Here is a 13,916-nt window from a genome sequence, read left to right as displayed (position 1 = left end):
GGGCGACGCCGCCGTCCCGCCGCCCTCCCACTCCCCGGCCACCGACGCGGCCGAGCCGCCGGGCGCGGCGGGCCACGGCCGCTGGCGGCCCTGGCGGTTCCGCATGTCGAACGATGTGTGGGGCACCCCGGCCGTCGCCGGTGATCTGCTCTATGTGACGTCGTTCGAGGTGCACGCGCTGGATGTGGGCACCGGGCGGCGGCAGTTCAAGACCCGCGACGTGGCCTGGGCGATGGCCGTGGAGGGTGGCCGCATCCACGCCTCCGACGGTCCCACCCTGTACGCGCTGGACGCGGCGGACGGCTCCGAGCGGTGGCGGCTGTCCACCGACGGCTGGGTCTACTCGCTCAAGGTCGACCGCGGCACCGTCGTCACCGGCACCCGCGGCGGCGGCGTCCAGGCCTGGGAGGCGGCCAACGGCGAGCTGTTGTGGGAGATGCAGGGCGTCCAGACCGACTTCGAGACGCCCGAGTCCGGTCCGACCGTGCACGACGGCACGGTCTTCGTGTGGCAGGACGCCCGGCTGCGCGCCCTGGAGGCGCGTACGGGCGCGGAGCGCTGGTCGTACCCGGTCGGCGACACGGCCTCCTGCGGCGGGGTGCCGCTGCGGCTGCTCCCGGCGCCCGACGGGGTCGTGTACGTGTCGGCCGGGACCCGGGTGCTGGCGATCGACATCGCCCGCGGGGAGGTGCGGTGGCGATTCGAGGCGCCCGCCGTCTTCCTGAGCGCCCCCGCGTACGCGCCGGGGCCCGCGGTGACCGGCGGCGGTGTCTACATCGCCGACTACCTCGGCACGGTCTACGCCCTGGACGCCGCGAACGGCCGCGACCGCTGGCGCATCGCCACCGAGGCGCGGGGCTCGATCGAACCGGTCCTGGTGGCCGACGGATCCGTCCACCTGGGCAGCGGCAGCGCCCTGTACACGCTCGACGCGGTCACGGGCACCCCCAAGTGGCGCTTCGCGGCGGGCGGTGAGGTCATCGGCTCCCCGGTCGTCGCCGACGGCCGCGTCCACTTCGGCTCGGCCGACCACTGCCTGTACACGGTCGACGCGGCGGGCGGCCAGCTGCGCTGGAAGCTGGCCACGGGCGGCGAGATCACCGGCTCGCCGGTGGCGGCGGGCGGCGTGGTGTACGCGTGCAGCAAGGACCGCTGTGTGTACGCGCTGGACGCGGTGAAGGGCACCGGGCAGTCCCGTCCCTCGGCCCGCGCGTGAACGCCGTGTCCCTGACAACCCCTGCTACCGTGATACGCGTTCACTGACCTCCCGGGTGTCCGGGAGGTCGCACGTGTCGACGGGGGATGTGGTTCGTCATGCGGAGGGGTCTGCGGTTCACCGCCGTGCTCATGGTGGTGCTGGTGGCTCTCACCGGGTTCAAGAGCAAGTCGCGCGGGAGCAGGGGGCATAGCAGCGGGGGCGGCTGCTCCAGCTCCAGTTCGCATCAGTCCGGATATGGTTCCGGCTCCGACTCCGACGACTCGTATTCCGGTTCCGGCGGCTCCCGCTACCGCGACAACAACCGCTACGGCTCCACCCCGTCCGCCGGCGGTACGGCGAGCGCGTCGCCGAAGGAGCCGGAGACGACCGTCGTCACCTGCGCCGGGCGGGACAAGGACGGCGACCCGGCCGCCACGGTCAAGGTGCGCAACCGCTCGGGCTCGTCCGAGCTGTACATCGTCGAGATGACCTTCCTCGACAAGAGCGGCGGCGAGGTGACCCGGGGCAGCGGGAACGTCCGCGTCCCCGCAGGGCGGACCGAGACCGTCCGGGTCCCGCTCGACGATCCGCTGGAGGCCCGGAACGTCGCGCGGTGCGAGGTCGAATCCGTCATCTGACCCGGTCCGCCGGGCCGTGGTGACTTGGGAGTACGGGTACCCGTTGGCTAGGGTGGCGTGCACTTGTCAACCGACATCAGGTTGGCTTGATTGCGGCTTTTCCACGGGGGTAATTCCATGCAACGCCGTTCCTTGCGCCTGTTCGCCGTCACCTTGGTCGGAGTACTCGCGCTCACCGGATCGCTCACCGGATGCGGAAAGAAGAAGAGCCACGGCCTCGGCGGGGGCGACAACGGGTTCGTCTCCGGCGGCACCGGCGGCGGCGACGAGCCCGCGTCCGGCCCCAGCGGACTGTCCAGCGACATTCCCACCGATCTGCCGAGCGGGGCCTCGGACCTGCCGTCGTACGGCTCCCCGACCACGTCGGACCCGTACTCCTCCGCGCCGTCCACCTACAACCCGGACGCGACCAGCGAGACGAGCGGCACCAACTGCCGCTACGACCAGTCGACCAGCCAGTTCAAGTACGACGTGACGGTCACCAACACCGACGCCACCCGCAGCTTCCGCTACTCGGTCAGCACCAAGTGGAACGAATACGGGAGCGACGGGCTGCTCGGCTACGACAGCCAGGACGTGACCGTGCTGCCCGGCCAGAGCGAGACGTTCACGGCCGCCGCGAGCTACACCATCACCAAGCGCACCCAGTACACCTGCCAGATCAGCCTGGCCAGCAAGACGCCCGCGAGCAGCTGACGCACGCCCCGCTCACCGGACGCGGAAGCCGGGCGTGCGGGCCGCGAAGAGCGCGGCCTGGGCGTCCGGCGGCCGGTTCCCCAGGGCGATCAGCTGCGGGGCCCGGGCGAGCGCCTGCGTCAGCGCCGCCTCCTTCGCCGCCCACAGCGCCCGTACGGTGCCCTGGACCGCCTCCGTCGGGTACGCCGCGACCACGGCAGCGGCCCGCACCGCGGCGGCCACCGCCTCGCCGGGCGGCACCACCTCGCTGACCAGCCCCGTCTCATACGCCCGCCGCGCCGAGACCCGCTCGGCCGTCCCCATCAGCGCCATCCGCGCGACCTCCCCGGCGGGCATGCGCTGTGCCATGTAGACGGCCTCGTAGGCGCTGACCATCCCGTAGGAGGTGTGCGGGTCGAAGAAGGTCGCGGTCTCGTCGGCGACGATGAACTCGGCCTCGCCCAGCAGGTAGAACGCCCCGCCGCATGCCATCCCGCCCACGGCCGCCACGACCGGCTTCCACAGGTCGTTCGCCTTGGGGCCGATGTCCCGCAGCGGATCGTCCATCGCGTACGGGGACGGCGGCTGCGGGACGGTGACCGAGCGGTCGATCCCGGTGCAGAACGCCCGCTCGCCCGCCCCGGTGAGCACCACGGCCCGCACCGACTCGTCCCCGCGCAGCCGCCGCCACACGGAGGCCAGTTCGGCGGCGGTCGCCAGGTCGATGGCGTTGTGGCGCTCGGGCCGGTCCAGGGTGACGACCGCGACCCCGTCGTCCCGGGTCCGCGCCGCGACCGTCATGGCCGCTCCAGCAGCCAGCGCACCACGGTGGGCCCGTCCGGCATCGCGTGGAAGACGGCCCGCACGGGCGCCCCGATCCGTATCCGCACCGGATCCACGGAGTCGAGCGCGGCGTCGGCGGAGGCGACCAGGTTGCCCACCAGCCGGATCCGCGGGGCCTCCGCCAGTTCGACGAGGATCACGTTGTACGGGGCCTGGGCCGCGTAGGCGGGCAGCAGCGGCGGATGCGGCAGCACGTACGACCAGATCCGGCCACGCCCGCTCGTCTTCGTCCACAGGCTGTCGAAGGACTGGCAGTGCGGGCAGCAGGGCCGGGGCGGGAAGCGCGGTTCATGGCAGCCGGTGCAGGTCTGGACGCGCAGCTCGCCGCGGGCGGCGTAGTCGAAGAAAGGCGCGCCGTCCTCGTCGGGCACGGGCCGGAGCAGCTCCTGCGTCGCGTCATGGGCGGTCATCGGTCGTCAACTCCTCAGCAGCAGGGCCGATGTGGGAACCCCCTCGCCCGCCGTGACCAGGCAGGTGCCGGCGTCGGGGACCTGGGCGGTGCTGGTTCCGCGCAACTGTCTGACCCCCTCGGTGATGAGGTTGAAGCCGTGTACGTACGCCTCGCTCAGCCCGCCCCCGCCCGTGTTGAGCGGCAGCCGCCCGCCCAGCTCCAGCGCGCCGCCCTCGGTGAACGCGGCGCCCTCGCCGCGCCCGCAGAAGCCGTAGCCCTCCAGGGACAGCGGGATCAGCGGGGTGAACGCGTCGTAGATCTGCGCCACGTCCACGTCCTGCGGACCGAAGTCGGCGGTTTTCCACAGGTGGCGGGCGGCGGTCCAGGCGGGGCCGGTGAGCGGGTCGTCGTTCCAGTAGTTGACCATCCCGTGGTGCTGTGAGGGCAGCCCCTGGGCGGCGGAGTGGACGTACACCGGCGGGCGGGCGCAGTCGCGCGCCCGCTCGGCGGAGACGACGACGCAGGCCAGCGCGCCGTCCGTCTCCAGGCAGTTGTCGAAGAGGCAGAGCGGTTCGCTGATCCAGCGGGCGGTCATGTACATCTCGCGGGTCAGCGGCCGTTCGTACATCATCGCGGCGGGGTTCTGGTTGGCGCGGTTGCGGCAGGCCAGCGCGACGTTGAAGAAGTGGTCGCGGGTGGCCCCGTACTCGTGCATGTAGCGGCGCGCCAGCAGCCCGATCTCGTCGGCGGGCCGCAGCAGCCCGTACGGCCGGGTCCACTGGGCGGGCGTGGGCAGCTGGACGCGGGTGTTGGTCCAGGGCCGGGGCCCGCTGCCGCGTTTGCGGGAGCGCCAGGCCACCCCGACGCCCGCCTGCCCGGTGGCGATCGCGGCGGCCAGATGCGCGACGGTCGCGCAGGAACCGCCGCCCCCGTAGCCGACCTTGCTGAAGAACGTGACGTCGCCCGCACCGATGGCCTTGGCGACCTCGACCTCGTCGGTCTCCTCCATGGTGTACGAGGCGAAGGCGTCCACCTCGGAGGGGGCGATTCCGGCGTCGTCGAGGGCGGCCAGGATGGCGCGGCAGGCGAGGGTCTTCTCGGATTCGGGGAGGCGTTTGGCGAACGGGGTCTGGCCGATGCCGACGATCGCCGTCGCGTCCTTCAGGCCCATGGCCACCTCCGTACGTCGCGGTCACCGGTGCTGACAGCGGGGAAGGCTACCGCTAATCTGACGGGTAGTCAGCTAGTGGGGTCGCTGTGCTGGAGGTTGGTGTCATGGCGGAGTGGCAGACCATCCCGGCGCTGATACGGGACGCGGCGCGGCGCCACGGCGACGCGACCGAGGCCGTCGTCGAGGGCCGCGCCCGGATCTCCTACGCCGAACTCGGCGCCCGTATCGAACGCGCCGCCGCCGCGTGCATCGCCTCCGGCGTCGAGCGGGGCGACCGGGTCGCGATCTGGGCGCCCAACACCACCGACTGGATCGTGGCGGCCCTCGGCGCGGTCACCGCGGGCGGTGTCCTCGTCCCGGTCAACACCCGCTTCAAGGGCGTCGAGGCGGCGTACGTCCTGCGGCGCACCCGGGCCACCCACCTGTTCATCACCGGCACCTTCCTGGGTGCCTCCTACGTGGCCTCGCTGCGCCGGGCGGCCGAGCGGGGGTCGGGTCAGGGGGTCCCGCTGCCCGGGCTGCCCTATCTGCGCGAGGTGATCGTCCTCGCCGGGGACGCACCCGACGACTTCCGCACCTGGAAGGACTTCCTGGCGGCGGGCGAGTCCGTGCCGCCGGACGCCGTACGCGACCGGGCCGACTCCGTACGCCCCGGCGACCCCTCCGACATCACCTTCACCTCCGGCACCACGGGCGACCCCAAGGGCGTGGTGATCACCCACGCGCAGACCCTGCGGGTCTACGACACCTGGAGCGAGGTCACGGGGCTGACGCACGGCGACCGCTACCTCATCGTCAACCCGTTCTTCCACACCTTCGGCTACAAGGCGGGCATCATCGCCTGCCTGATGCGCGGCGCGACGATGGTGCCGCAGCCGGTCTTCGACGTGGACACCGCGCTCACCCGCATCGCCGCCGAACGCATCACCGTCCTGCCCGGCCCGCCCACCCTGCACCAGGCGATCCTCGACCACCCGGCGCGCGAGGCCCACGACCTGTCCACGCTGCGCCTGGTGGTCACCGGCGCCGCCGTCGTCCCGCTGGAACTGGTGGAACGGCTGCGCTCCGAACTGCGCGTCGCCACCGTGCTGACGGCGTACGGCCTGACGGAGGCGTCCGGCACCGTCACCATGTGCCGCCGGGGCGATCCGCCGGAGGTCATCGCCGCCACCTCCGGCCGCGTCATCCCGGACACCGAGATCAAGGTCGTGAGCCCCTTGGGCGGCCCGCGCCCGCCGGGCGCTCCCGGTGAGGTCTGGGTCCGCGGCCACCACGTGATGCGCGGTTACTTCGAGGACCCGGTCGCCACCGCCCGCGCCATCACCCCGGACGGCTGGCTGCGGACGGGCGACATCGGCGTCCTCGACGCGGGCGGCAATCTGCGGATCACCGACCGGATCAAGGACATGTTCATCGTCGGCGGCTTCAACGCCTATCCCGCCGAGATCGAGCAACTCCTCGCCCGCCACCCCGACATCGCCGACGTCGCCGTCGTCGGCGTCCCGGACGCCCGCCTCGGCGAGGTCGCCAAGGCCTACGCGGTCCGCCGCGCGTCCTCCGCGCTGACCGCCGATGAGCTGATCGCGTGGTCCCGCCGGGAAATGGCCAACTACAAGGTGCCGCGCCACGTGGAGTTCCTGCCCGAACTCCCGCGCAACGCGAGCGGCAAGGTGCTCAAGCACCGCCTGCGGGGACGCCGGGCCTGAGGCCCTCGGCGCGGACCGGAAACGACGGCGTGGGGCCGAGCCGCATCGGCTCGACCCCACGCCGGAGGTGTTCGGCGGCGTGTGGTCAGCCGTCGGTGCCCTCCGCCTGGTTGGCCCCGGAGATGGGCTGGGGGCTGTCCGGGTGGGCGTCCTGCGTCGTGATACCCGCGCGGTCCGGATGGGCGTCGGCCAGGGCCGGAACCGCGGTTCCGGCGGCTATCGCTGCTGCGAAGGCGAAGGAGACGAGGGCCTTCTTCGAGTAGGTCATACCAACTCCTGAAGCTGCACGGGCGTTTGCTGAGTGAAACGCAAGATTATTGATATGTGAATAAGTGTTCGATGAATATGTCTTGAAGTCATCGATAAATGGCGCAAGCAGCGACATGTGCGACTCACTATGGCGAGGACCGGTGTTGGTGGCCTCCCCTCCGGCCCACCAACACCGGTCCCCGCCGTGCCGTGCTCCGTCGGTGGTCGCCGACGGTCTCTACTTGGTCGCGCTGTCCGGGTGGCTGTCGAGCGTCTCGATGCCCGCGCCGTCCGGGTGGCTGTCGGCCTGGAGCGGCTTCGGGCTGTCCGGGTGGCTGTCCGCCTGGAGCGGCTTCGCGCTGTCCGGGTGGCTGTCGAGCGTTCCGATGCCCACGCCGTCCGGGTGGCTGTCGGCCTTCAGCGGCGACGGGCCGTCCGGGTGGCTGTCGAGCGGCCGGTAGGCGTCGGACGTGGGCTTCTTGTCCTCACTCACGAGGATCAACTCCATTGAACTCGGTCGGTTTGGGGTGCACAACACCCGTCCGGCGACTCCCCCGTGGGTCGCCGGACGGGCACACAAGGCCGCTCACCCTAAAACGAGGCAAGGAGTGGCCTCTTCACCGACCCGTCTGCCCCCCGCGGGGACGGATCGACAGCAACAACACTGCCGGTCCGGGATAAACGATTGATGAACGCGCCGCGGTAACCCTGCTACGCGGTCGCCATGGGGGCCATCAGGGCCCGTACTTCCTCGGCCTCCGCGGGGTTGTTCAGCTGCTCGTAGATGGTCAGGGCCTCCTGCCAGCAGGCCCGGGCCCGGTCCGTCTGGCCCATCAGGTCCAGTGCCTGGCCCAGCACCTTCAGCACGGTGCCTCGGCGGAACTCACCGCCGACGAAGCGTAGCGCGAGCGCCTGTTCGGCATGGGTGGCCGCCTCCGGCGGGCGCCCGGCCGCGAGGTGGACCTCGGCCAGCCGGGCGTGGGTGGAGCCCTCCCAGAGGCGCTGCCGGTTCTCGCGGAACAGCGCGATCGCCTGCGTCAGCTGGTCGAGCGCCTCGTCGTACCGCCCGGCCTGGTGGAGGGCGATGCCCAGGGCGAATCGTCCGTTGGCGACCCGCAGGGCGAGCCCCAGGCTGCTGTAGATCTCGGTGCCTTCGGCGGCGAGTTCGATGGCGCTGTCGGTGCGGCCCATCGCCGAGTGGGCGCGGGAGATGTTGCACAGGGCGCCGGCGATGCCCGGCCGGTTGCCATCGGCGCGGAAGGCTTCGAGCGCCTGGCGGAAGTACGCCTCGGCGTCCTCGTACCGCTTCTGGTAGAGCGCGATGATGCCGCGTTCGTTGGGCACCTCGCAGCCGGGAATCGGGTCCTCGGCCGCCAGGGCGAGCCGCATGGCCTGACGTCCCTCGTGCTCGCCCTGCTCGTAGCGGCTGGTCATCCAGTGCAGATGGGAGAGGGTGAAGCGGGCACGCCCCTCCGCGCGCGGATCCCCGGCGCGTTCTCCCGCGTCGCGCACCGTCTGGGCCGCCGCCTCGTACTGCCGGGAGTTGGCGCCCGACTCGCCGAGGTCCTTCGCCGCCACCAGGAGGTCGGCAGCGCGGCGCAGCGTGTCTCCGGTCGCCGACTGCTGGATGCAGGCCAGCAGGCAGTGCGCCTCGGCGAAGATCCAGTCGAGCGCCGCGGCCGAGTCCGGGAAGTCCAGCCCCGGGTACCGCGTCGGCTCCAGGTGGTCCACCAGCCGGTCCCCGGGCCGGGCCAGGGCGAAGACCCGGGCGGCGGAGGACAGGTAGAAGTCCAGCAGCCGGGACAGCGCGGCGTCGCGCTCGGCCGGCGGCATCTCGTCGCGTTCGGCGCAGGCACGCGCGTAGAGCCGGACGAGGTCGTGGAAGCGGTAGCGGCCGGGGGAGGCGGATTCGAGCAGGGAGGTGTCGACCAGGCTCTCCAGCAGGTCTTCCGCGTCGTCGACGGCCATGTCCAGCACGGCCGCCGCCGCGGCGAGGGAGATGTCGGGGCCGTCGGCCAGGCCCAGCAGGCGGAAGGCGCGGGCCTGTTGCGGTTCGAGCTGGCCGTAGCCGAGTTCGAAGGTGGCCTTGACCGCGAGGTCACCGGCGCGCAGTTCGTCCAGCCGCCGCCGTTCGTCGCCGAGCTTGCCGGCCAGGGCGGAGACGGTCCAGGTGCGGCGGGAGGCCAGGCGGGAGGCGGCGATGCGGATGGCCAGCGGCAGGAAGCCGCAGGCCGCGACGACGTCCATGGCGGCGTCCCGCTCGGAGCCGACCCGCTCCTCGCCGACGATGCGGGTGAACAGGACGAGCGCCTCGTCGGGGCTCATCACATCGAGGTCGACCAGGTGGGCGCTCTCCAGGTCGACCATCCGGTGGCGGCTGGTGATGAGCGCCGCGCAGCCGGGGGTGCCGGGCAGCAGGGGCCGGACCTGGGCGGCGTCGCGGGCGTTGTCCAGCAGGGTCAGCACGCGGCGGCCGTCGAGGAGGGAGCGGAAGAGCGCGGCGCGCTCCTCGACGCCGTCGGGGATGGCGTTGTCGGCGGTGCCCAGGGCGCGCAGGAAGGAGCCGAGCACCGCGCCGGGATCGGCGACCAGGGGGCCGGAGCCCTGGAGGTCGACGTAGAGCTGGCCGTCCGGGAACTGGTGGCGCGCGGCGTGCGCGACGTGTACGGCCAGGGTGGTCTTGCCGACGCCGCCGATGCCCGCGACCGCTGACACGGCCATGACACGCCCTTCGGCGGTGGCGAGTTGGTCGCTCAGTTCCTTGATGAAGGGGGCCCGCCCGGTGAAGTCCGAGACCGTCGCGGGGAGCTGCGCGGGGCGTACGAAGCTCGCGCCGCCGCCGCTCACCTCCTCGGAGGCGTGCGCGGCGACCGCCAGTTCGGCGTCGGCCTCCAGGATCTTCTGGTGCAGCGCGGACAGCTCGGGGCGCGGGTCGACGCCCAGCTCGTCGGCGAGCAGCCGCCGGGTGTCGGCGTAGACGGCCAGGGCCTCCGCCTGCCGCCCGCTGCGGTACAGCGCCAGCATCAGCAGCTCCCGCAGCCGCTCGCGCAGCGGGTACGAGGCGGTCAGGGCGGTCAGTTCGGAGACCGCCTCGGAGTGGTGGCCCAGCTCCAGGTCCAGGTCGAGCCGGGTCTCGATCAGGGAGCGGTGCCACTCGTCGAGCCGGGTGCGCTGGGTCTCCGCGTAGGGGCCCGGCACTCCGGCCAGCGGTTCGCCGTCCCACAGGTCGAGCACCTTGTTGAACAGGTCGCGCGCCCGGACCCGGTCCCCGGAGTGCTGCGCCTTCTCCGCCTCGGCCGTCAGCTGCTCGGCCACGTCGGTGTCCAGGGAGCCCAGGCCGATCCGGATCGCGTAGCCGCCCGATTCGCTCACCAGAATCTCGGAGTCGGGCCCGAACGCCTTGCGCAGCCGCGAGGCGTACGTGCGCAGCGCGGCGATCGCCGCCTCCGGCGGCTCGGTGCCCCACAGGCCGTCGACCAGCTCGGGCGCGGTCGCGGTGCGCCCTCCGCGCAGCAGCAGCGCCGCGAGCAGCGCGCGCTGCTGCGGCGAACCGGTGCTGATCGCTTCATCGCCCCGCCAGGCCCGGACGGGGCCCAGCACGGTGAAGTACAAGTGCTGTCCCGGCACTCGCTCCCTTTCGCCGTCCATGGTCTCCCCCTCGCCTGTCCTTCCCCGTCGCACGGGTCAGTTTGCCTTGTCAACGCCTTCCGCGTCAGTAGGGCCCCCACGTCCTCCACAAGCCCGCCATAGTTGTCCGAAGTGCCCATGGTGTCTGGCGCGGTGCTTGCGCCCGAGGGCGGTTTCCGGGGGCGCGGGAAAACTCGCGGAGAACGCGCACGGAACCCGCAGGGAACCCGCACCCGATAACTGACACTCCGTCAGATCGGCGCTACCGTGAACGGCATGGAGAGCTTCCCGAAGATCATCTCGGTGGACGACCACACGGTTGAGCCCCCTCACGTCTGGCGGGACCGCCTCCCGTCGAAGTACCGCGACATCGGTCCGCGCATCGTCCGGGCGCCGCTGAAGGAGATGACCTTCGTCGGCGGCAAGTTCGCCCCGAAGATGGGCGCGCCCGGCGACGACGGGCCGATCGCCGACTGGTGGGTGTACGAGGATCTGCACCGGCCCCTCACCCGGCTCGACACCGCCGTCGGCTACGCCCGCGACGAGGTCCGGCTGGAGGCCATCACGTACGAGCAGATGCGGCCCGGGTCCTACGCGGTGCCGGACCGGCTCGCCGACATGGACGTCAACCACGTCCAGTCCGCGCTCTGCTTCCCGACCTTCCCCCGCTTCTGCGGGCAGACCTTCACCGAGGCGGGCGACCGCGAGCTGGGGCTGCTCGGGGTGCGCGCGTACAACGACTGGATGGTGGAGGAGTGGTGCGGCCCCGAGGCGCGGGGCCGTCTCATCCCGCTGATCATCATCCCGCTGTGGGACGCGGAGCTGGCCGCGGCCGAGGTGCGGCGCAACGCCGCGCGCGGGGTGCGCGCCGTCTGCTTCTCGGAGATACCGCCGAACCTCGGGCTGCCCTCCGTCCACACCGACGCCTGGGATCCCTTCTTCGCGGCGTGCGACGAGACCGGCACGGTCATCGCCATGCACATCGGCTCGTCGTCCCGCATGCCCTCGACCTCGGCCGACGCGCCCCCGGCGGTCGGCTCCACCATCACCTTCGCCAACTGCTGCTTCTCGATGGTCGACTGGCTGATGAGCGGCACGTTCGAGCGCTTCCCCAACCTCAAGATCATGTACGCGGAGGGCCAGATCGGCTGGATCCCGTACATCCTGGAGCGCGCGGACGTGGTCTGGGAGGAGAACCGGGGCTGGGGCGGTGTCGCGGACAAGGTGCTGCGGCCGCCGTCCGAGCTGTTCGCCGAGCACGTCTTCGGCTGCTTCTTCGACGACGCCTTCGGGCTGCGGAACCTCGACGCGATCGGGGTGGGCAACGTCCTGTACGAGACGGACTATCCGCACTCCGACTCCACCTGGCCGAAGTCCCGGGAGGTCGGCGAGGCGCAGATGGGGCACCTGGCGCCGGACGTGGTGGAGCGGATCGTCCGCGGCAACGCGATCGAGCTGCTGGGACTGACCGCGGACGGGCTCTGGCCCGGCCCGGGGGCGTGAGCCCGCCCGCCGGACCCACGGCGGGCCGGTTCACTCAGGAACAAGGAAGTGTCCACTGCCGGTCAATGACACCCGCCGGGCGCTGCGGCAGGCTGGGGACCTGGCGCGCCCACCGCCGCTAGCGGGGCGGGGGCGCGGGTGCCGCGGGTGCCGGACGCGACGGGGGAGCGTCCGGCACGCGGGCCCTCAGCTCCAGCTGCCGGTAGTCGCTCGGCGGTATGCCGTACGCGGCACGGAAGACGCGGCTGAAGACCGCGGGGTGGGCGAAGCCCCGGCGCGCGGCGAGCTGGTGCAGCGGGACGGCGGACAGGCCGGGGTCGGCGAGGTCCCGCCGTACGCGGTCCAGGCGCTGCTGCCGGATCCACCCGGAGACGGTGGTGTCCTGGGCGCGGAAGAGCCGGTGCAGATAGCTGACGGAGATGTGGTGCGCGGCGGCGACGGCGGCCGGGGTCAGCTCGGGGTCGTGCAGGTTCCGCCGGATGAAGTTCTGCACGCGCAGGGTCAGGGTGTGCCGGTGCGTCTCGGGCGGCAGGGCGTCCTCGGCCTCGACGGCGTGGGCGAGCAGGGAGGCCGCGAGGTCGATCAGCACGGTCCCCAGGCGCGGGCCGTCGGAGGGGCGGTACGTGCCGTTGTCCGAGGCCAGCCGGGTGAGGAAGCCCGCCAGCAGGGCGCCGATCCCCTCGTGCCCCGGGATGGGCCGGGCGAGCAGCGGGTCGATCCGGTCGTAGGGGAGGGGGATCAGCGCCTTCGGGATCTCCAGGCCCACGCCGATCGGGGAGTCGCCGTACGCCACGCAGTCGTAGGGCCGTGAGGTGTCGACGACGTACAGCCCGTCGTGGCCGTACGCGGTCTCCCGGCGGCCCTGGGAGACCTGGAGGTTGCCCTGCTGGAGGAAGGAGAAGTGGTACAGCTCGGGGTCGGACTGCCGGATCAGCTTCGGCGTCCGCCGGAAGCGCATCGGGCGGAACTTCGTGGGCCACACATGGGCGGCGCCGAGTTCCAGGACGCGCGCCTCGCCCTCGAAGTCACGGGTGTGCTCGCTGCTCATCTCCATGGGGGCGATGAGGTGCGTCATCCGCTCGCGCCAGTAGTCGAACCGGTCTGCCACGGGAATGTCGTCGCACCGGAACACCGTCTCGATCATCCAGTGTCCTCGTGTTTGTCCTCGTACGGGAAGGACGGCCGCTGCTTTGAGGCCCACATCGCCCGTACGCTAACACCGGGCCTTGTCTGATGGGCCGTCAGATACGACGATGGCGGTCCCACCGCGGTCCACCGACAAGGAGGCCCGGCATGCGCGTCCTGCCCCGGGGCCGGTTGAGCTACGGCATGCAGCTGCCGATCCAGTCACAGAGCACCCTCTACGCCGAACCGTGGGAGGCGGCCGCGGGTCCCGGCGACCTCGTGGCCATCGCCCGCGCCGCCGACCGGTCCGGCTTCGCCTACGTCGCCGTCTGCGACCACGTGGCGATCCCGCGGCGGCTGGCCGACGCGATGGGCACCGTCTGGTACGACCCGGTCGCCACCCTCGGCTACCTGGCCGCGGCCACCGAGCGGGTGCGGCTGCTCAGCCACGTCGCCGTCGCCGCGCTCCGGCACCCCCTGCTCACCGCCAAGCAGTACGCGACGCTCGACCACCTCTCCGGCGGGCGGCTGATCCTCGGGGTCGGCGCCGGGCACGTCCGCGAGGAGTTCGACGCGCTCGGCGTCGACTTCGACGCGCGCGGGCCGCTGCTGGACGAGACGGTCGACGCCCTGAAGGCGGCGCTGGGGCCGGAGGAGTTCGCCGACTTCCACGGTGAGCGCTTCGCGTATCGAGACCTCGGCCAGGCCCCGCGCCCCGCCCAGACCCCGCGCCCCCCGCTGTGGGTGGGCGGCTCCTCGCCCGCCGCGCTGCGCCGGGCCGCCGTCCGCG

13 protein-coding genes are annotated in these 13,916 nt (G+C 72.4%); 6 read left to right on the top strand and 7 right to left on the bottom strand.

Going from position 1 to position 13,916, the window contains the following annotated elements:
* From EEJ42_RS41775 to EEJ42_RS41765, 3 genes are all read left to right on the top strand, one after another.
* On the top strand, positions 1–1,216 hold a 1,216-nt coding region (locus EEJ42_RS41775; protein WP_246097703.1), incomplete at its 5' end, for a PQQ-binding-like beta-propeller repeat protein.
* A gap of 98 nt (positions 1,217–1,314) precedes the next feature.
* Positions 1,315–1,836 (top strand): hypothetical protein, encoded by a 522-nt coding sequence (locus tag EEJ42_RS41770; RefSeq protein ID WP_246097702.1) that lies wholly within the window; start codon positions 1,315–1,317, stop codon positions 1,834–1,836.
* A 117-nt stretch (positions 1,837–1,953) separates the two neighbouring features.
* Positions 1,954–2,532 carry a hypothetical protein gene (locus EEJ42_RS41765; RefSeq protein ID WP_123107360.1) on the top strand — a complete coding sequence of 193 codons (579 nt, stop codon included), beginning with the start codon at positions 1,954–1,956 and terminating at the stop codon, positions 2,530–2,532.
* A 12-nt stretch (positions 2,533–2,544) separates the two neighbouring features.
* Here EEJ42_RS41765 and EEJ42_RS41760 read toward each other — a convergent pair whose 3' ends face one another.
* Genes EEJ42_RS41760 through EEJ42_RS41750 form a run of 3 tightly spaced genes read right to left on the bottom strand, consistent with a single transcriptional unit; the run spans position 2,545 to position 4,916 of the window.
* Positions 2,545–3,312, bottom strand: a complete 768-nt coding sequence (locus EEJ42_RS41760) for an enoyl-CoA hydratase/isomerase family protein (protein ID WP_123107359.1) — start codon at positions 3,310–3,312, stop codon at positions 2,545–2,547.
* Complete coding sequence (locus tag EEJ42_RS41755; RefSeq protein WP_123107358.1) at positions 3,309–3,764, bottom strand: Zn-ribbon domain-containing OB-fold protein; 456 nt, start codon at positions 3,762–3,764, stop codon at positions 3,309–3,311. Before EEJ42_RS41755 ends, EEJ42_RS41760 begins: the two co-directional genes overlap by 4 nt.
* Positions 3,765–3,770: 6 nt before the next feature.
* On the bottom strand, positions 3,771–4,916 hold the full coding sequence (locus tag EEJ42_RS41750) for a lipid-transfer protein (RefSeq protein ID WP_123107357.1): 1,146 nt from the start codon (positions 4,914–4,916) through the stop codon (positions 3,771–3,773).
* A 104-nt stretch (positions 4,917–5,020) separates the two neighbouring features.
* Between EEJ42_RS41750 and EEJ42_RS41745 the strand changes: the two genes are divergently transcribed.
* Positions 5,021–6,622: a FadD3 family acyl-CoA ligase gene (locus EEJ42_RS41745; protein WP_123107356.1), complete on the top strand. Its 1,602-nt coding sequence runs from the start codon at positions 5,021–5,023 to the stop codon at positions 6,620–6,622.
* A gap of 85 nt (positions 6,623–6,707) precedes the next feature.
* On the opposite strand, the gene EEJ42_RS41740 is transcribed toward EEJ42_RS41745, so the two are convergent.
* From EEJ42_RS41740 to afsR, 3 genes are all read right to left on the bottom strand, one after another.
* On the bottom strand, positions 6,708–6,890 hold the full coding sequence (locus tag EEJ42_RS41740; RefSeq protein ID WP_123107355.1) for a hypothetical protein: 183 nt from the start codon (positions 6,888–6,890) through the stop codon (positions 6,708–6,710).
* 219 nt (positions 6,891–7,109) lie between these two features.
* On the bottom strand, positions 7,110–7,364 hold the full coding sequence (locus tag EEJ42_RS41735) for a hypothetical protein (RefSeq protein ID WP_148082204.1): 255 nt from the start codon (positions 7,362–7,364) through the stop codon (positions 7,110–7,112).
* 218 nt (positions 7,365–7,582) lie between these two features.
* Entirely contained in the window at positions 7,583–10,519 is a 2,937-nt protein-coding gene (gene afsR / locus EEJ42_RS41730; RefSeq protein ID WP_123107353.1) for an SARP-family global regulator AfsR, read from the bottom strand.
* A 255-nt stretch (positions 10,520–10,774) separates the two neighbouring features.
* Here afsR and EEJ42_RS41725 point away from each other — a divergent pair, with 255 nt between their 5' ends.
* Positions 10,775–12,001 (top strand): amidohydrolase family protein, encoded by a 1,227-nt coding sequence (locus tag EEJ42_RS41725; protein ID WP_039938014.1) that lies wholly within the window; start codon positions 10,775–10,777, stop codon positions 11,999–12,001.
* A gap of 118 nt (positions 12,002–12,119) precedes the next feature.
* On the opposite strand, the gene EEJ42_RS41720 is transcribed toward EEJ42_RS41725, so the two are convergent.
* Positions 12,120–13,145, bottom strand: coding sequence for an AraC family transcriptional regulator (locus tag EEJ42_RS41720; protein ID WP_123107352.1), 1,026 nt, complete (start codon positions 13,143–13,145; stop codon positions 12,120–12,122).
* A gap of 149 nt (positions 13,146–13,294) precedes the next feature.
* Between EEJ42_RS41720 and EEJ42_RS41715 the strand changes: the two genes are divergently transcribed.
* On the top strand, positions 13,295–13,916 hold a 622-nt coding region (locus EEJ42_RS41715; protein ID WP_123107351.1), incomplete at its 3' end, for a TIGR03619 family F420-dependent LLM class oxidoreductase.

This window comes from Streptomyces botrytidirepellens (genome assembly GCF_003721215.1).
GTDB classification, from domain to species: Bacteria; Actinomycetota; Actinomycetes; order Streptomycetales; family Streptomycetaceae; genus Streptomyces; species Streptomyces himastatinicus.
The sequence above is the reverse complement of the archived record's forward strand: the minus strand, read 5'-3'. Positions and strand labels throughout refer to the sequence as shown.